Origin of the sequence: Pseudaminobacter salicylatoxidans (assembly GCF_003148475.1) — a bacterium.
Taxonomy (GTDB): Bacteria; Pseudomonadota; Alphaproteobacteria; order Rhizobiales; family Rhizobiaceae; genus Pseudaminobacter; species Pseudaminobacter salicylatoxidans.
The window spans coordinates 266,425-282,921 of record NZ_QGGG01000002.1 but is presented as its reverse complement, the minus strand read 5'-3'; the positions used below and the strand labels follow the sequence as shown (position 1 = coordinate 282,921).

General features: G+C 60.7%; 18 protein-coding genes and 1 tRNA gene. 6 read left to right on the top strand and 13 right to left on the bottom strand.

Annotated features, from left to right (window positions below; genetic code table 11):
* Positions 1 to 3: 3 nt before the first annotated feature.
* From C7441_RS03980 to C7441_RS03950, 6 genes are all read right to left on the bottom strand, one after another.
* Positions 4 to 846 (bottom strand): aminoglycoside phosphotransferase family protein, encoded by an 843-nt coding sequence (locus tag C7441_RS03980; protein WP_109611788.1) that lies wholly within the window; start codon positions 844 to 846, stop codon positions 4 to 6.
* A complete protein-coding gene (gene argC / locus C7441_RS03975) occupies positions 843 to 1,775 on the bottom strand; it encodes an N-acetyl-gamma-glutamyl-phosphate reductase (protein WP_109611787.1) in 933 nt (310 codons plus the stop codon). The genes C7441_RS03980 and argC overlap by 4 nt, the downstream gene beginning before the upstream one ends.
* An 81-nt stretch (positions 1,776 to 1,856) precedes the next feature.
* Entirely contained in the window at positions 1,857 to 2,813 is a 957-nt protein-coding gene (gene speB, locus C7441_RS03970; protein WP_109611786.1) for an agmatinase, read from the bottom strand.
* A 199-nt stretch (positions 2,814 to 3,012) separates the two neighbouring features.
* Positions 3,013 to 3,489: a 30S ribosomal protein S9 gene (gene rpsI, locus C7441_RS03965; RefSeq protein WP_019173375.1), complete on the bottom strand. Its 477-nt coding sequence runs from the start codon at positions 3,487 to 3,489 to the stop codon at positions 3,013 to 3,015.
* A gap of 2 nt (positions 3,490 to 3,491) precedes the next feature.
* On the bottom strand, positions 3,492 to 3,956 hold the full coding sequence (gene rplM, locus C7441_RS03960) for a 50S ribosomal protein L13 (RefSeq protein ID WP_019173376.1): 465 nt from the start codon (positions 3,954 to 3,956) through the stop codon (positions 3,492 to 3,494).
* Positions 3,957 to 4,190: 234 nt separating this feature from the next.
* Positions 4,191 to 4,637 (bottom strand): PaaI family thioesterase, encoded by a 447-nt coding sequence (locus C7441_RS03950; protein ID WP_019173377.1) that lies wholly within the window; start codon positions 4,635 to 4,637, stop codon positions 4,191 to 4,193.
* Between the two features lie 164 nt (positions 4,638 to 4,801).
* On the opposite strand from C7441_RS03950, the gene C7441_RS03945 reads away from it, so the two are divergent.
* The 5 genes from C7441_RS03945 to C7441_RS03925 all read left to right on the top strand — a co-directional run bounded on the left by C7441_RS03945 (position 4,802) and on the right by C7441_RS03925 (position 8,422).
* Positions 4,802 to 5,620 carry an enoyl-CoA hydratase gene (locus tag C7441_RS03945; RefSeq protein WP_109611784.1) on the top strand — a complete coding sequence of 273 codons (819 nt, stop codon included), beginning with the start codon at positions 4,802 to 4,804 and terminating at the stop codon, positions 5,618 to 5,620.
* A 4-nt stretch (positions 5,621 to 5,624) separates the two neighbouring features.
* Positions 5,625 to 6,059 (top strand): VOC family protein, encoded by a 435-nt coding sequence (locus C7441_RS03940; protein WP_109611783.1) that lies wholly within the window; start codon positions 5,625 to 5,627, stop codon positions 6,057 to 6,059.
* Positions 6,056 to 6,577: a CoA-binding protein gene (locus C7441_RS03935; RefSeq protein WP_109611782.1), complete on the top strand. Its 522-nt coding sequence runs from the start codon at positions 6,056 to 6,058 to the stop codon at positions 6,575 to 6,577. The genes C7441_RS03940 and C7441_RS03935 overlap by 4 nt, the downstream gene beginning before the upstream one ends.
* Positions 6,578 to 6,725: 148 nt before the next feature.
* Positions 6,726 to 8,009 carry an O-acetylhomoserine aminocarboxypropyltransferase gene (locus tag C7441_RS03930; protein ID WP_109611920.1) on the top strand — a complete coding sequence of 428 codons (1,284 nt, stop codon included), beginning with the start codon at positions 6,726 to 6,728 and terminating at the stop codon, positions 8,007 to 8,009.
* A gap of 53 nt (positions 8,010 to 8,062) precedes the next feature.
* Positions 8,063 to 8,422 carry a cupin domain-containing protein gene (locus C7441_RS03925; protein ID WP_109611781.1) on the top strand — a complete coding sequence of 120 codons (360 nt, stop codon included), beginning with the start codon at positions 8,063 to 8,065 and terminating at the stop codon, positions 8,420 to 8,422.
* A 4-nt stretch (positions 8,423 to 8,426) separates the two neighbouring features.
* Here the strand turns inward: C7441_RS03925 and C7441_RS03920 are convergent, their stop codons facing one another.
* The 7 genes from C7441_RS03920 to C7441_RS03890 form a co-directional block, all read right to left on the bottom strand.
* Entirely contained in the window at positions 8,427 to 9,083 is a 657-nt protein-coding gene (locus tag C7441_RS03920; protein WP_019173383.1) for a CatB-related O-acetyltransferase, read from the bottom strand.
* Between the two features lie 119 nt (positions 9,084 to 9,202).
* Complete coding sequence (gene catB / locus C7441_RS03915) at positions 9,203 to 9,835, bottom strand: type B chloramphenicol O-acetyltransferase (protein WP_019173384.1); 633 nt, start codon at positions 9,833 to 9,835, stop codon at positions 9,203 to 9,205.
* A gap of 74 nt (positions 9,836 to 9,909) precedes the next feature.
* Positions 9,910 to 11,166 (bottom strand): cytochrome P450, encoded by a 1,257-nt coding sequence (locus tag C7441_RS03910; RefSeq protein WP_109611780.1) that lies wholly within the window; start codon positions 11,164 to 11,166, stop codon positions 9,910 to 9,912.
* 394 nt (positions 11,167 to 11,560) lie between these two features.
* Positions 11,561 to 11,851 carry a hypothetical protein gene (locus C7441_RS03905; protein ID WP_019173386.1) on the bottom strand — a complete coding sequence of 97 codons (291 nt, stop codon included), beginning with the start codon at positions 11,849 to 11,851 and terminating at the stop codon, positions 11,561 to 11,563.
* Between the two features lie 247 nt (positions 11,852 to 12,098).
* A tRNA-Glu gene (locus C7441_RS03900) sits at positions 12,099 to 12,173 on the bottom strand.
* A gap of 424 nt (positions 12,174 to 12,597) precedes the next feature.
* The gene (locus tag C7441_RS03895) at positions 12,598 to 13,689 is read right to left on the bottom strand and encodes a YcbK family protein (protein ID WP_483407026.1); all 1,092 of its coding nucleotides are present in this window, start codon (positions 13,687 to 13,689) and stop codon (positions 12,598 to 12,600) included.
* A gap of 458 nt (positions 13,690 to 14,147) precedes the next feature.
* Positions 14,148 to 15,998: a PHA/PHB synthase family protein gene (locus C7441_RS03890; protein ID WP_109611779.1), complete on the bottom strand. Its 1,851-nt coding sequence runs from the start codon at positions 15,996 to 15,998 to the stop codon at positions 14,148 to 14,150.
* 105 nt (positions 15,999 to 16,103) lie between these two features.
* Between C7441_RS03890 and C7441_RS03885 the strand changes: the two genes are divergently transcribed.
* The gene (locus tag C7441_RS03885) at positions 16,104 to 16,478 is read left to right on the top strand and encodes a hypothetical protein (RefSeq protein WP_109611778.1); all 375 of its coding nucleotides are present in this window, start codon (positions 16,104 to 16,106) and stop codon (positions 16,476 to 16,478) included.
* Positions 16,479 to 16,497: the final 19 nt, after the last annotated feature.

Below are 16,497 nucleotides of genomic sequence, written 5' to 3'. Positions count from 1 at the left end.
TACTCAGCTTTGCGCGCGCACGCCGTATATCGCGGCGGCTACCGCAAGCTCTCGCTCTTCGTCTTTCGCATTGTTGTCGCCGGCATGCCATGCAGCCGAAAGGCAGCCATAGGCGAAGGCGTGATCGAGGATGGCGGCCGGGTCCTGCTTCAGGGTTTTCGCGAAAACCTCGGCCATATGCGCAATGCGCTGGGGATCGAGGCAGAGATCGTCCCTGTCGAGCGGATTGTAAAGCATGTTGGCGGCATCGAAAGCCGGATCGCCGCATACGCCCTTCGGGTCGATCACCAGCCAGCCGCGTTCGCCCTGCATGATGTTTTCATGATGCAGATCGCCATGCAGCGGGCGAATGCTGCGCGGATTGTTCAACAGCCGTTCCGCACGCGTGGCGGCCTCGACATAGAGACTTTGGATCCCGGCATTTCGATCCGCGCGGGCCTTGTCGAAAAGGCTGGCGAAGCGCTCGCGCAGTGGCTGCAAATCGGGTGGGACAGGGGTCTCCGAGGATGAAAAAAGCCGCTCCGTCACCTCGGCGGCGATTTCGGTGGCGGTATCGTCGCCATGTTCTTTGAGATCATCGACCAGATGCCGCTTGCCGGCATATTCAATCAGCATGCGTGTGCCGTCGATGCCGAGCAGCCTGACAGCACCTTCGCCTGCACGCCACGCCAGGTAGTGCGCGCCGCGCAACTCATCTTCGATATCGTCGAAGGGTTTGAGGTCCTTGACGATGGCGGGGGTTCCGTCAGTCCGCCATACCTTCCAGATGCGGCTCGAAAAGGTTTCCGCCACAAGGATGGGGTCGCCGACCTTCCAATGATCCGGGAAGGCCGGTGCATCATTCATCGGCCAAGGCCGAGCATCAGGTCCAGATTCTGCACGGCGGCGCCGGAAGCCCCCTTGCCGAGATTGTCATAGACGGCGATCAGCAGCGCCTGGGCGCGGGCATCGTTGGCACTGACATAGAGCTTCATCTTGTTGGTGCCGTTGTAGATTTCCGGCTGGATATCGGCGCTGCGCTCGAAGTCGACCAGCGGCGCGACCTCGACCACGCCGCCATTCAGGCCGGCATAATGGTCGGCGATTGCCGCATGCAGTTCCGCGCCGGTCGGCACCTTGGGCAGTGCACCGAGTTGCAAGGGCACCACCGTGATCATGCCTTGCGCGAAATTGCCGACGGCCGGCTGCATGATCGGATCGTGCGCGAGCTTCGCATAGGCGCGCAGTTCGGGGACATGCTTGTGCCTGAGCATGAGGCCGTAAGGCAGGAATTCCGGCGCGTTCTCGCCCTGCGCTTCATAATCCTCGATCATCTGCCGGCCGCCGCCAGAATAGCCGGAGATGCCGTTGATCGTGATCGGGAAATCGGCCGGTATCAGTCCGGCGGCCACCAGCGGGCGCAGCGTTGCGATGGGGCCTTGCGGCCAGCAGCCGGGGTTGGCCACACGCTTCGCCGTCTTAATTGCCAGCATCTGCGCCTTGTCCATCTCGGGAAAGCCGTAGGTCCAGCCCTCGGCCACGCGATGCGCGGTGGATGCATCGATCACGCGTGTGGTGCCGTTCTCGATGAGCGAGACGCTTTCGCGTGCCGCATCGTCCGGCAGACAGAGGATGGCGACATCGGCCTTGTTCAGGAACTCGGCGCGCGCGGCGGTTTCCTTGCGTCGTTCGGCAGGAACCGAGATGATCTCCAGGTCGCCGCGATCCGCGAGCAGCGCCCTGATCTGCAGGCCCGTCGTGCCGTGTTCGCCATCGATGAAGATTTTCGGTTTCATGTCCTGTCGTCCATACAAAGAGCGTTTCGGCGACCTGATTGGCTCCAACCGCAATCAGGTGCCAGCTGTGGTGGCTTCGCCTCAGGCGCTTTCACGCGCCTTCCGTTCGGCGATCAATCCGACATAGTGCATCGCGACGGTAGCACCGGCGATTGCCGTAATATCGGCATGGTCATAAGCCGGTGCAACCTCTACGACATCCGCGCCCACAATGTCGATCTGTGTCATCTGGCGCAGCACCGACAATATCTTGGCCGAGGAGGGGCCGCCCGCCACCGGCGTGCCCGTGCCGGGCGCGTAGGCAGGGTCGAGACAGTCGATATCGAAGGTCACATAAGTCTTCTTGCTGCCGGTGCGCTCGGCAATCGCATAGGCAATGTCGGAGGCGCGCATTTCCTCGACCTCATGGCCGTAGATGATCTTGATGCCGAAATCGTCCGGCGCATGGGTGCGGATGCCGATCTGGATCGAGCGATCGGGGTCGATGATGCCCTCGCGCACAGCGCGCGCCACGAAGGAGCCGTGGTCGATTCGCTTGCCATCGTCATCCCAGGTGTCCTGGTGCGCGTCGAACTGCACCAGGGCCAGCGGGCCGTGAATGGCGGCATGCGCCTTCAGAAGCGGCCAGGTGACGAAATGGTCGCCACCCAGCGACAGCAGGAAAGCGCCCGCTTTCAGGATTTTGGCTGCCTCGCGCTCGATAGTGCCGGGGGTCTTCTGGTGGTTGCCGCTGTCCAGCAGGCAATCGCCGTAGTCGATCATGCCGAGATTGTCGAACAGGTCGAGATGGAACGGATATTGCGGATCGCAATCGAATATCGCCGAGGCGCGGCGGATGGCCTGCGGGCCGAAGCGCGCGCCCGGCCGGTTGGTGACGGCGGCGTCGAAGGGGATGCCCCAGACGACAACATCGGCACCCTTCACATTCTTGGTGTAGCGCCGGCGCATGAAGGAAAGCGCCCCGGCATAGGTCGGATCGGCCGAGCGCCCCGTATTCCGGCTGGCAGTGAAAGCATGGTCGATCGATTTTGCAGGCATCGCGATTTCCTAAGGCGTGTCTGATGGCGGCAGGTGGTGAAGAGGCGCGGAATTTGCGCGCTCCGGTTCGAGAAAGCAGCTTTGATCCGGCTCTATATCATTGCGGGATGCCGCGCGCGACGGGTCGCCTCTCGCGGATACGAAAAAGGCCGCCCGGAGGCGACCTTTGAATGCTGTAGTCGATGCAGTGTCGAGCGGCTTAGCGCTTCGAGAACTGGAACGAACGGCGAGCCTTGGCCCGGCCGTACTTCTTACGCTCGACGGTACGGCTGTCGCGGGTCAGGAAGCCACCTTTCTTGAGCACGCCGCGCAGCGCCGGCTCATAATAGGTCAGCGCCTTGGAGATGCCGTGACGGACCGCACCGGCCTGGCCGGAGAGACCGCCGCCGACAACGGTGGCGACGATGTCGAACTGGCCTTCGCGGTTGGTCGCGACGATCGGCTGCTTCAGGATCATCTGAAGAACCGGACGAGCGAAGTAAGCCCCGAATTCCTTGTCGTTGACGATGATCTTGCCGGTGCCGGGCTTGACCCAGACGCGGGCAATAGCGTCCTTGCGCTTGCCGGTGGCGTAGGCGCGGCCCTGCTTGTCCAGCTTCTGGACGTGGACCGGGGCGGCCGGCTCCGCTGCGGTGGCAACGGTGCCGAGATCTGCGAGCGAGTTGAGCTCAGCCATGATTACGAAGCCTTCTTGTTCTTGGCATTCAGCGCGCCGACGTCGAGGACTTCGGGCTGCTGGGCGACATGCGGATGTTCGGAGCCGGCATAGACGCGCAGATTCTTCATCTGGCGACGGCCGAGCGGGCCACGCGGGATCATGCGCTCCACGGCCTTCTCAAGCAGACGCTCCGGGAAGCGGCCTTCGATGAGCTGGCGAGCGGTGCGCTCCTTGATGCCGCCGGGGTGGCCGGTGTGCCAGTAGTACATCTTGTCGGTGTACTTCTTGCCGGTCAGCACGACCTTCTCCGCGTTGATGATGATGACGTTGTCGCCATCGTCGACATGGGGCGTGAAGGTGGGCTTGTGCTTGCCGCGCAGGCGGTTGGCGACGATGGATGCGAGACGGCCGACGACGAGACCTTCGGCGTCGATCAGCACCCACTTCTTCACCACGTCCGCAGGCTTCTGCGAAAAGGTTTTCATGGATCCAACTTTCGTTCGGGACCTTCCGGAGAAGGCGTTTCTTGTTGCTTGGCTTAGCAGGAAGCAAGTGCTGCCCGCCAAATACAAAACCGCGGCCCGGAAAAGCCGCTGGTCAGGTGTGGCTTATAGGCGGGAAGAGTTGGCCGGTCAAGCTAGGCGATGGGAGGAGCACTCCAAATAACCCATTTAAAACAGCATGTTGTGCTTGTGGTATTATTTTACCGTTTCCGGATCTTATCGTTTGGGCGGTATCGAATAGGTGCCGGTGGCGTGGGCGATGGTGTGATGGTCGCGGCCAGCGACGATGTCGACATCGAAGACCATCAGCTTCTTCCCCATCTTCAGGATGCGGCAATGCCCGAGTATCGGTCCCGCCTCGGCCTTGCGCACGAAGTTGATGTTGAGGTTGGTGGTGACCGAAAGCGCGTCCGGGCCGGCGTGGGTCAGCGCACAGACATAGCCACCGATATCGGCCAACGTGAACAGCGAGGGACCGGAAACGGTCCCGCCGGGACGCAAATGCCGGTCCAGTGCATTCAGGCGCACGGTGCAGCCGCCGGCAAAGACATCGATAGCCTCATAGGAGGCGAATTCGTCGTTGAGTTGCGGATAAACCGAACGGAGCAGGTCATTGACTTCGGCTGCGGTCATCTGTGGGGCAAGGTTAGGCTGGATCGGCATGCATTCTTCCTGTCGGCGGATCGGAAAGGCTGCCCGGACCGACGGGTGGTGGGCAGTGGCACGCAAACTTGCGCATGTTGCGCGCCATAAAAGCCGTTTGCCCCCTGTTCTTCAATCCGATGCGTGGTAGTTTTTCCACTGAACTGAATAATCGGAGAAGATCATTGGCTGAAGTCGTCGCCATAAAGCACGCGCCGGAGGGGCCGGTAACCACCAGTTTCCAGGACGGCATATTGCGAATCACGCTTTCCAAGCCGCCGGCGAATGCGCTGTCGCTTGCGGTGATGGCTGCACTGGAATCGGAATTCGGGCGCGCCCGCGACGACAGGGACGTGCGTGTGATCGTCCTGGCGGCCAGCGGCAAGGTGTTCTGCGCCGGCCATGATCTCAAGGAAATGACCGCGCATCGCGCCGATGCCGACCGGGGCAGGGCGTTTTTCGAGCAGACCATGGCGGCTTGTGCGCATCTGATGCAGACGATCGTGCGTCATCCCAAGCCGGTGATCGCCGAGGTGGACGGGCTGGCGACCGCCGCGGGCTGCCAGCTCGTCGCGAGTTGCGATCTCGCGATAGCGTCGGGCGAGGCGGCCTTCTGCACGCCCGGCGTCAATATCGGGCTGTTCTGCTCGACCCCCATGGTGGCGCTGTCGCGCAACGTTTCGCGCAAGCAGGCCATGGAAATGCTGCTGACTGGCGAAACCATCGACGCCCCGACTGCGCGCGAATTCGGATTGGTCAATCGCGTCGTGCCGCGCGAATATCTCGCGCAAGTGGTGAACAAATATGCACAAACCATTGCTTCAAAATCACCTTTGACGCTCAAGATCGGCAAGGAAGCGTTTTATGAGCAGGCCGAGATGGGGCTGACCGAGGCGTATGAATATGCATCGCGCGTGATGGTGGAAAACATGATGGCGCGCGACGCCGAGGAGGGAATCGGCGCGTTCATCGAAAAACGCCATCCGGAGTGGAAGGGGGAATAGGCGCGTGGAACCACGCATCTCCATTATCACGCTGGCCGTGGACGATCTGCAGCGCGCGGTTCGCTTCTATGAAGCCATGGGGCTCAAGCGAAACGAGAAGATCACGGAAGGCGTCGCCTTTTTCCAGATGGGTGGGATGATCCTTGCCCTGTGGCCGCGCAACGAACTGGCCGCGGACATAGGCAACGACAATCGGCCGCCTCCCGCCGATTGTACGCCATCGGTCGCGCTTGCCTATAATACGCGCTCCGAAGCTGAAGTCGGGCAAATCCTCAAGGTGGCTCAGAAAGCTGGTGGACGCATCGTAAAGCCCGCGACGCGCGCCTTTTGGGGCGGTATGCAGGGCTATTTCGCCGACACGGAAGGCAATCTCTGGGAGGTTGCCCACAACCCGGATTTCCCGCTCGGTGCGGACGGCAGAATTTCGCTTCCAGAATGAACCACGACCCGTACGAAAATTCCTACATTGCCGGCATATTGAACTCGGTGAAGTCCATTGCCGTGGTCGGAGCCTCCGCCAATGAGGTGAGGCCGAGCTTTTTGGTCATGAAATACCTGCTTGCAAAGGGGTTTTCGGTCATCCCGGTCAATCCCGGACAGGCCGGCAAGGAGATTCTTGGCCAGATGACCTATGCAAGGCTGGCCGATATCCCCGTCGCCATCGACATGGTGGACATTTTCCGCACCTCCGATGCCGTGCCTGCCATCATGGACGAGGTGCTGGCGCTGGAGCCGCTGCCGAAAGTGGTGTGGATGCAACTCACCGTCCGGCATGACGAAGCCGCAGTGCGCGCCGAGTCCGCCGGCATCAAGGTCGTGATGAACCGCTGCCCGAAGATCGAATATGCACGCCTTGCCGGCGAGATCGGCTGGAATGGTGTCAATTCCGGCGTACTTTCGTCGAAGAAGCCGATCATGCGCTCCGGCTTCCAGAGCTTCGGTGTTCGTCAGAAATAGATTTTGAAAAATAGTTTCGCAAACCGTACTGCATGAGCAGGTGGTGGCTTGCTGTTTGCATGTGCCGGAGCATTTTGTTCTTTGCATTCCCGGTGAGGCTCGGCCAAGAATGGCAAGAATTTCCAGTCAGGGCTTTTCGGAGGAAACGATGTCCCAACGCACTCCAGGTTTCAACACGCTTGCCGTTCACGCCGGCGCAAAGCCCGACCCGGCTACCGGCGCACGCGCTACGCCAATTTACCAGACCACCGCCTATGTGTTCGATGACGTCGATCACGCTGCTTCGCTGTTCGGTTTGAAGGCGTTCGGCAACATCTATACGCGCATCATGAACCCCACGCAGGCGGTGCTTGAGGAGCGCGTGGCGGCACTTGAGGGCGGCACGGCCGCGCTTGCGACCGCTTCGGGCCATGCCGCGCAGCTTCTGGTGTTCCACACCATCATGCAGCCCGGCGAGAATTTCATCGCGTCCAGAAAGCTTTACGGCGGTTCGATCAATCAGTTCGGTCATGCCTTCAAGAATTTCGGTTGGGAGGTGCGCTGGGCCGATCCGGACGACCTTTCGACTTTCGAGAACCAGGTCGACGACAAGACACGCGGCATCTTCATCGAGAGCCTGGCCAATCCCGGCGGCGTGTTCGTGGACATCGAGGGCATTGCGGCTATCGCCCGCAAGCACGGTCTGCCGCTGATCGTCGACAACACCATGGCCAGCCCCTACCTGCTGCGGCCGATCGAGCATGGAGCCGACGTCGTTCTCCATTCGATGACCAAGTTCATCGGCGGTCACGGCAATTCCATGGGTGGCATCATTGTCGATGGCGGCACGTTCGACTGGTCGAAGTCGGGCAACTACCCGATGCTGTCGCAGCCACGCCCGGAATATGGCGGCATCGTGCTGCACGAGACTTTCGGCAATTTCGCTTTCGCCATCGCCACCCGCGTGCTGGGCCTGCGCGACTTCGGTCCGGCTATCTCGCCCTTCAACGCGTTCCTGATCCTGACCGGACTGGAGACGCTGCCGCTGCGCATGCAGCGCCACAGCGACAATGCGCTGAAGGTGGCCGAATGGCTGTCCGGGCACGACAAGGTAGCGTGGGTTTCCTATCCGGGGCTGCCGGGCGACAAGAACCACGAACTGCAGCAGAAATATTCGCCGCTCGGCGCAGGCGCTGTCTTCACCTTCGGCCTGAAGGGTGGCTACGATGCCGGCGTGAAACTGGTGGAATCGCTGGAGTTGTTCTCGCATCTGGCCAATATCGGCGATACCAAGTCGCTGGTGATCCACCCGGCCTCGACCACGCACCGCCAGCTCTCCGACGAGCAGAAGACTGCGGCCGGTGCCGGCCCGGACGTGGTGCGTCTGTCGGTCGGTATCGAGGACGTCGCCGACATCATCGCCGATCTGGAACAAGCACTGGCCAAGGCTTGATAGCCACGACAATGCGTGGCCGCCCGGCAGTTTTCGGTCGGCCTTGCAAATGCATGGGGGATTTGGTGAGCGAGAAATTTCAGAGCGTCGATATTTCCGGCATCGAGCCGGAGATTGGAGCGCCAGCCGAGGGGCGGGTGATCTCAGGCAATCCGCAATTCCGCACCTGGAACGTCGAGGAGGCTGAAGGCGGGCTCTATGCCGGCGTGTGGGAATCTACACCCGGCAAATGGCGGATCGAATATGACGAATGGGAGTATTGTCACATTCTTTCCGGGGTTTCGGTCGTTACCGAGGATGGCGGGGAGGCGCGCACGGTGCAGGCCGGCGACCGTTTCGTCATTCGCCCCGGCTTCAAGGGTAGCTGGGAAGTGATCAAGACCACGCGCAAGGATTATGTGATCAGGGCTTGACCGGTCAGGCGTTTCCCTCGTCATATCGGCTGGACGCAAGCTCCAGGGCCTCGATGTCGCTCGCGCAAAGCAGCGGCTTCAGCGCCTCGAATTTTGAGGACGGCCAATCATAGACCTTGAGGGCAAGCAGCTTCTCTACGGTCGTTGCAGGGAAGCGCAATTTTACAGGCACCGCCGGATTTCCCGCAACGACGGAGTAAGGCGTCACGTTCTTTGTTACGATGGCCCCTGACGCGACAATCGCACCCTCGCCGATGGCGACACCGGGCAAGATCATCGCACGCATGCCGATCCAGGCACCATCGCCAATAATAGTGTCACCTTTCCCGGCATAGGATTCGAGGATGAATTCCGGGAAAGGGTAGAGGCTGAACCAATCCGTGCGGTGGGTGTGGTTGCCGCCCAGCAGGATCACAGCTTCTGCGCCTATGCAGACATAGTCGCCTATGTGAAGCTGATCGATCGGCCAGGCTGGTTCCCAGGCTTTCAAACTGTAGTCATCGCCGTAGAGGTACCGGACCACGCTTTCCTCGAACGAACCAGACCAGGCATTGCTGTAGTAACTGTGCGTGCCGCGGACGTGGATGTTCGGGTTCCTGACGGTTTCGTGCAGATACTCTACCTTCGACCAGTGTTTCGTGGCTTGGTGGGGCTCGATCATGACGTGCGCTTTGGGTTTTCCGAATTTGGAGCATGCCCCCGAAAGTTGCAGAGTTTCGGGGGCATGCACGTATCAGGGAGAGGTCATCTCGTTCCAGGCGGGGTGGTAGCCTGGCCGCGTTAAGACCGCTTTTCCTTCCAGAACGTGTTCAGGGCCTTGATGTCGCCGCTGCAAAGAAGCGGCATTGCAGCCTTGATCTGTTCTATCGGCCAGTCCCACCACGCCATTTCAAGCAGCATGGCGATGTCTTCCTCGGGAAAGCGCTTGCGGATCGGCCGGGCTGGATTGCCGCCGACGACGGTGTAGGGCTCGACGTCCCTGGTCACCAGCGCACGGCTGCCGATCATCGCGCCGTGCCCGATGCGGATGCCCGGCATGATCATTGCTTCCGCGCCGATCCACACGTCATTGCCAACGACCGTGTCGCCGGCCGGCTGATAGGCGTTCATCGCATCGGCGAAGGCGGGCTCTTCCGGCATGAAGAAGAACGGAAAGGTTGAGATCCAGTCGTTGCGATGGCCCTGATTGCCGGCCATCATGAAAGCCGCCCCGGTGCCGATGGAACAGAAGCTGCCGATGATGAGCTTGTCCACATCGTCGCGGTCCGGCATCAGATAGCGGGCGCAGTCGTCGAACGAATGGCCATGATAATAGCCGGAATAATAGCTGTAGCGGCCAACGATGATGTTGGGGTTCGTCACCTGCTCTGAAAGCAGTTTGCCCCGAAATGGGCTTTCGAAATAGTTGGTCATTTTTGCCTGCCCGTTCGAGGCGCGCCGATTGGCGACGCGCCTGAAAGAATTGCCCGCGGACCGGCAGGGCTTCGTCAGAATTTGACGTTCAGCCGTTCCAGTCCGTGGAAGTGATAGGTGTCGCGATAGAGCGGTTCTTCGGCGAGCGCGATCTGTGGCAGCCTGTCGAACAGCACCTTGAGCGAACTCTGCAGTTCCAGCCGCGCCAGCGGCGCGCCGATGCAGAAGTGGATCCCGGCACCGAAAGAGACGTTCTTCTGGTCGTCGCGACCGGGCTGGAACGTGTGCGGCGCCGCAAAGGCGGCCGGATCGCGATTGGCGCACCCCAGCAGCAAGCCAACCTGCTGGCCCGATTTCAACGCGACGCCTTCGGCAGCCTCAAGATCGCCATAAGCATAGCGGGTGAACATATGCAGCGGCGCGTCGTAACGCAGGCATTCCTCCACCGTCGCGGCCGTGGCTTCGGGCGAAGTGAAGAAGCGACGCGGGTCTCCGCCCTGCTTGAGGATGGTGCGAACCGCATTGCCGGTCTGGTGCACGGTTGCCTCATGGCCGGCATTGAGCAGGAGGATCGCCGAGGAAACCAGCTCATCCTCGCTCAGCTTCTGTCCGTCTTCCTGCGCCGAGATCAGCAGGCTCAGCAGATCGTCACCGGGGTTCTTGCGCCGCTGGGCCACATAGGAGCGCAGGAAGTCGGAAAATGCCTGGGACGAAGCGTTGGCCCTGTCTTCCAGTTCTCGCGTGCGGCCGTGCATATACATGGCGACCATGTCGTGCGACCAGCTCAGCAATTGCGGCCCCATCTCCACCGGCACGCCGAGCATCTCGGCGATGATGGTGATCGGTAGCGGAGCGGCGAAGTTCGGTAGCAGGTCGGTCCCGCCATCAGCTTCGAACCTGTCGACCAGCTCGTTGGCAAGTGCTTCGACACGCGGACGCAGCCGTTCGACCTGCCGCGAGACGAAGGCGCGGTTGACCAGCGTGCGCAGGCGCGTGTGGACAGGCGGCTCCAGCTCCAGCATTGAATTGGCCTCGATCGCGTCGAAGGCCGTCAGATGCGAACGGTCGCCGGTATAGCCCTGGTCGTCGGGAGCGCCTTCCGGCTTTTCACGGCCGAAGCGGCGGTCACGCAGCAGGCGGTTGACATCGTCATATCCCGCCAGGCACCAGAAACCGAAATCCTCCCAGAAGAAGCTGCGCGCATTGGTGTGCAGCCACGCATAGGCCTCATACGGGTTCTGCACGAAACGCGGCTCATGCGGGTCGAGCCGGAGACGGCGCGATGAGGGGTCGTAGTCGAGATAGGCGAGGGCGGCATCGATATTTGTCATGGCAGCCCTCTTTAGCCCGGCTCGCCAAGCCTGTTCCAGTGCCTATCCTGTCGCGCCAACATCTTTCATTTGATCCAGCCGGCAATGCAGTGCTGCGGTTGCGGTCTAAACAAGATGAAGATCGGTGGCGTCAACCGGCGCTGGTGGCAGGGGAAGGCGGTTCGCCAACCATGCCCTGTGTGACCCAGTGTATCAGCAGTTGCGATGGAGGTCGCCGCGTAGCTGCGCTATCGCGACGGCCATATCGCAATCCGCTGGCTTGCGAAGCCGGGTGCGAATGTCTGTACCCTGTCACCTTTCAGCGGCAGGGATCATGCGATCCCGGATTCAATCCAAGCGTTCGCGCAAGCCGCTCATATGCGGCTACGCGAACGATCTGGAAGCTGCCTGATAGTCAGGCGCGCCCTTCTATCCCGAAACGATGTAGAGCAGACGAGAATGCCGTTGTCTGCGTAAGCCCGAGCACCTTGCGGATGGCCTGCGGGCTTTCGCTCACCACCGTCTGGCCCACCGTGTGGGTAACGATAGCTCCACGGCCGTGTTCTCTAATCGAAACAAGATGAGTGGTATTGAGATAGATTTCTTTGCCGTCAAAATCGGTCAACGCGATCCACATACCTGCCCCCATGCAAAGAAACGACGTCACGTCGTTCTGCAATTGCTCAGGCCGGATGAACTGCTTCACTCGTGGAAGCCCACGTACATCTGAGTACCTAGATACTCACGCAAAACACGGCTCATTGCAACCGGGTACGCCGAGAATCCGAACGGGCTGTCGTCGGAAACGCGCGTTATTCGCTCCGATGCGGCAAGCCTGCTACACGCAGATTTCCTGGTACAGGCTGCAAATGGATCCGGTGGCCAAGTACCGCAGCGGTATCTTCCGCATCGGTCTGCGTAAGCTGTAACCCGTAACAATATCAAGGAAAATGTGGTACGCCCAAGGGGAATCGAACCCCTGTTTCCGCCGTGAAAGGGCGGCGTCCTAACCGCTAGACGATGGGCGCGCGGTGAAGATGAGGGCCTTATAGTCAGGCAATTGGTGGTCGGCAAGCCGTCTTCGGCGTCTTTTCAAACTTTTTTCGTAAACGAGCGACGGAACCTGTTGATAGGGTCGAAATGATGCCGAGGAACCAGGGAGGATGGGAAAATATGCGCGCTGAATCTGATTCTGCACCATCATGAAGGGGCCGTTACGCGACCGGAAACCCTGCGATCAGCTTGAAACGATTCGATATTGTCGACGTCCGCGAATTTCGAATCGTGGCAGGGTGGCCTTGCGACGTTCCTGCGGAAAAGGTGATGCTGCCGATCACGCCACCAGGCTGATCACGTTTTTCGAGTCGTGTCCGACTCTCTCCAGTCGTTTGGGCCTGACCTTTTATCGGTTCCCGCTTTTACCGACCCGATCCTTCGGTTCGGGATCGTGCTCTAACGGCGACGGCTGCAGCGCCAGTTCCAGTCGCGTTCGGGGCCTACATCCACATGCACCGAGTTGGTATGGCAATAGGTGCCGACACCGCCACGTCCGGGCATGGAGCGCACAAAATTGGCCAGTTCCCACTTGCTTACGCCGGGAACCTGTACGTCTGCAGCCGCACAATACATATGCAGCGAGTTCTTGGCGCCGCGGGCACGGCGATTGCGAGACGGGTCGCGAAAGCCCGACGTCACGACGATCTTGCTGCCATAATGCTGCTCGATGCTCTTGAGCACCCGAACCAGTGAGGGTTTCAGGCAGGCGACGTCTACATTTTCGGTTTGTCGCAACAAGCCGTTGGGCGCCAGTCGCGCCATACCGGCGGCCGAGGCAACTTGAATCGGACCGCCGTCCTCTTCCTCATGAAGATCGACGTCGCTGTCGTCATCGATGCCGGATTTGCGTTTGATCTCAAAAAGTTCGCTCTGCCGAACACCGGGCAGGTCGCTCATGCCACCGGCCGAAGCAAGCGCAAGCGGTTTGGCCGGCGAGTTGGCCGAAGCGAGTTGGATGATCGGTTTGGCATCAGGCTTCGGCGTCGCGGATGTTTTGGTGTCGATCAGTGGTTTGGCGGCGGCGTTCGTCGCGACAAACGGCTTGGCGGCCGGGGAAGGCGCGCCGCGATCGGAAGAGGACGTCGCTGAGGATGCGGAGGACGAAGAACCGAACAGCGACGCGAAGAAACTCTTCTTCTTCGGGGTTTCGGTCTTTGCCGTTTCGTTCGCGGCGGTCACGGAGCCCGCATCACCCCCTTCAGCGGAGGTTTCCGCCTGTGCCGTTTGCGGTGCCTGTGCGGCGGCGGGCTTTGCCGCGGCGGTCTCGGGCTTCTCGCCAGGACGTGCCGAAGGCAGTGGCGCCTGCGCCACGGTTTCCGTTTTAGCCTCCACCTGCTGCTTTTCCGCTGGTGCAGGGACGGCTGCAAGACGTTCCGCCTCTGCTTCGGCTTCCACCGCCTGTTGCAGCGAAATCGTTCCGCCCGCGGCAGGACGGGACGTGGGCAGGTAGGCGACGGCCACCGGCAGTTCGCGATCGTTCTCGTCCATCACCGTGGCGACAGCCGGGCTGCCGGCCTCGGCGTTCTGGGTGATGGTCATCGTCGCGGAATCGGTTTGCGCCGCGGCGGTTTCAACATTCGGCTGGCTGGCCGAGGCGTTGTATGCGGGAAGATTGAAATCCAGGTTCGGATCGCTGGTGGACGTGCAGGAAGCGAGCAGCGCAGAGACAAGGGCGGCCAGAACGGCATGACTCCCCCGTTTTGCAAAGCGAATGCCTGCTGCTGTCAAGCCCGTCCCCTTCCTGTCGTTTCGGCGCCGATCTGCACTGGCCGCGGTAATGGATCAATCGATCGATTATGTTTCCGCAGCCGGAATCAGAACCTGACGAATTTGTCGTGCCCCGGATCAAAAACCGTGCCAGGGCGCAAATAAGGCAAGAGCATGTTGCCGCGCCACCATTTCGCCCGGTTTGGCGTGAAGGTCAATTCACCGCACATTACAATGTGTTACACGCGCACCCTGACATAGGTGCCTGGCGCATCGTCGAGAATCGGCGTGCGCTCGCCCGGTTTTCGCGCCGCAACCCGCGTATCGTCCTGCCGGGTTATCCAGTTTTGCCAGTGCGGCCACCAGGAGCCCATATTTTCCGCGGCTTTTGCGGTCCATTCGGTGAAATCGCCGGTCGGTTCGCCACCGGTCCAGTACTGGTATTTGTTTTGGGCGGGCGGGTTCACCACGCCGGCGATATGACCGGACCCGGCCATCACGAACTCCACCGGCCCGCCGAAATATTTGCAGCCAAGGAACACCGAAAGAGCCGGTGCGATATGGTCTTCGCGAGCAGCAAGGTTGTAGACGGGAATCATTATGTCGTGCAGCGAGACCGTTCTGCCGGCCAATTCCATGCGCCCTTGCGACAGATTGTTCTGCAGATAACAGTTGCGCAGATAGAAGGAATGATTGGCGGCGGTCATCCGCGTGGAATCGGAATTCCAGTAAAGCAGATCGAAGGGCAGGGGATCCTTGCCGCGCATATAATTGTTCACGACATAAGGCCAGATCAGGTCGCCGGAACGTAACATGTTGAAGGCGGTGGCCATCTTGTTGCCTTCCAAATAGCCCTTGCCGCGCATGGCGCGCTCGAGTGCGGCAATCTGGTCCTCGTCAACGAAGACCTTGAGATCTCCGGCGAAAGTAAAATCTACCTGTGTGGTGAAGAAGGTGGCCGACCTGATCCGGTCGTCGCCCTCCTGCGCCAGCAGCGCCAGAGCCGCCGCCAGCAGCGTTCCGCCGACGCAATAGCCGATGACATTGACCTCGCGTTCGCCCGTCGCGGTCTGCACCGTGTCGAGCCCATATTGCAGGCCCTCGCGGATATAGGCTTCCCAATCCTTCAAGCCGTGCCGCTCATCGGGATTGATCCATGAGATGACGAATACCGTGTGGCCCTGCTCGACTGCCCAGCGGATGAAGGATTTCTGCGGGTTGAGGTCGAGGATGTAGAACTTGTTGATCCAGGGCGGGCAGATCAGCAGCGGCCGCTTCAGCACGGTTTCGGTTGCGGGGCTGTACTGGATGATTTCGGCCACATCGCTGCGGCCGACCACCTTGCCGGGCGTCGTTGCCATGTTGCGACCGACTTCGAATTGCGACGAATCCGCCTGACGCAGCTTGAGGTCGCCGTGACCTGCCTGAATGTCCTCGGCGAGCATCTTCATGCCGCGCACCAGATTTTCGCCGTTGCTTGCGACGGTTTCGCGGAACAGTTCCGGGTTGGTGAGGATGAAATTCGACGGCGAGATCGCGTTGGAGACCTGCTTGACGTAAAAGCTCGCCTTGTGGCGCGTGTGCTCGTCCAGCCCTTCGGCCTGCTCCACCAGGTCGTTCGCCCAGCGGGTGGTGACCAGATAGGTTTGCTTCAGGAAATCGAAGAAGGCGTTGCGGCCCCATTCGGGATCCTGGAAACGCTTGTCGCCCTTCTCGGGCTCCACCGGGGCGGGCGAGAGCGGGGGCGGCGCGGTTTCTTCGCCGGTTCTCATGCGCTGGATCGCATTCGCCCAAACGTTCATATATGCTGAGAGCAGTCGCGTCTGGGCTTCCAGCGCCCGGGAGGGATCGGACAACCAGTATTCGGTGAGCTTGGAGAACGTCTTGACCATGTCGGCCATGGGCTCGGAAACGCTGTCGCGTATCTCGCCCCTCTCGCGCGGTTCCACCCACGCGGAAGCGGCCTTGCCGGCCTGTTCGACCATGCGGGCAAGATTGAGCGCGAAGCGTTCCGGATCCTTGACGAGATACTGCTCGACAGAGGAGGTCTGTTCGGTATCTGTCTTGCCCGAATCGGCTGCCTTCGACATGGTTCGCGCTTGTCCTCCTCAGGCGTTACTATAAGACACATAATGAGACGTCGGAACGGGTCCAACAAGATCAATGTCGTGTAGTAGAGCCTTAGAGGAATTAATATGACGAAGCTTGCCGGCGGAGACATTTTTTCCCCAGTGCGGTCGGCGCTCGCGGGCGTGGCCGTGGCAATGGCTCTGTTCCAGCTTTCGGCCTGCACCAGCACCGACACACAGATCGTGGACACCTCCAGCCCCTCGGGGCTTTCTTCGGGGCAAGCCCGCAACACCGGAACCTTTCCCAATCTCAACATTCCGCCCCAGTCGGCGGCCAGCCAGATCAGCGATGCGGAGAAGGCTGAAAAGCTTTCCGAACTGAAGACGGCGCAGTCCTCGCAGGAGGCGGAAGGCGGAGCGGTGCCGAGCGACGAGGAATTGCTGAAGAAGCTTGCCGCGACGCACGCCCAGAAGACCCTCTCGGAAATCGAAGGGAAATGATGCCTCGACCGCGCTGCGG

Coding starts and splice junctions, on each gene's coding strand:
- speB (WP_109611786.1), bottom strand. CDS start 2,813: ATGCCTGCAAAATCGATCGACCATGCTTTCACTGCCAGCCGGAATACG.
- rpsI (WP_019173375.1), bottom strand. CDS start 3,489: ATGGCTGAGCTCAACTCGCTCGCAGATCTCGGCACCGTTGCCACCGCA.
- argC (WP_109611787.1), bottom strand. CDS start 1,775: ATGAAACCGAAAATCTTCATCGATGGCGAACACGGCACGACGGGCCTG.
- C7441_RS03935 (WP_109611782.1), top strand. CDS start 6,056: ATGAACCACGACCCGTACGAAAATTCCTACATTGCCGGCATATTGAAC.
- C7441_RS03885 (WP_109611778.1), top strand. CDS start 16,104: ATGACGAAGCTTGCCGGCGGAGACATTTTTTCCCCAGTGCGGTCGGCG.
- catB (WP_019173384.1), bottom strand. CDS start 9,835: ATGACCAACTATTTCGAAAGCCCATTTCGGGGCAAACTGCTTTCAGAG.
- C7441_RS03910 (WP_109611780.1), bottom strand. CDS start 11,166: ATGACAAATATCGATGCCGCCCTCGCCTATCTCGACTACGACCCCTCA.
- C7441_RS03950 (WP_019173377.1), bottom strand. CDS start 4,637: ATGCCGATCCAGCCTAACCTTGCCCCACAGATGACCGCAGCCGAAGTC.
- C7441_RS03980 (WP_109611788.1), bottom strand. CDS start 846: ATGAATGATGCACCGGCCTTCCCGGATCATTGGAAGGTCGGCGACCCC.
- rplM (WP_019173376.1), bottom strand. CDS start 3,956: ATGAAAACCTTTTCGCAGAAGCCTGCGGACGTGGTGAAGAAGTGGGTG.
- C7441_RS03930 (WP_109611920.1), top strand. CDS start 6,726: ATGTCCCAACGCACTCCAGGTTTCAACACGCTTGCCGTTCACGCCGGC.
- C7441_RS03890 (WP_109611779.1), bottom strand. CDS start 15,998: ATGTCGAAGGCAGCCGATTCGGGCAAGACAGATACCGAACAGACCTCC.
- C7441_RS03925 (WP_109611781.1), top strand. CDS start 8,063: ATGGGGGATTTGGTGAGCGAGAAATTTCAGAGCGTCGATATTTCCGGC.
- C7441_RS03895 (WP_483407026.1), bottom strand. CDS start 13,689: ATGGACGAGAACGATCGCGAACTGCCGGTGGCCGTCGCCTACCTGCCC.
- C7441_RS03920 (WP_019173383.1), bottom strand. CDS start 9,083: ATGATCGAGCCCCACCAAGCCACGAAACACTGGTCGAAGGTAGAGTAT.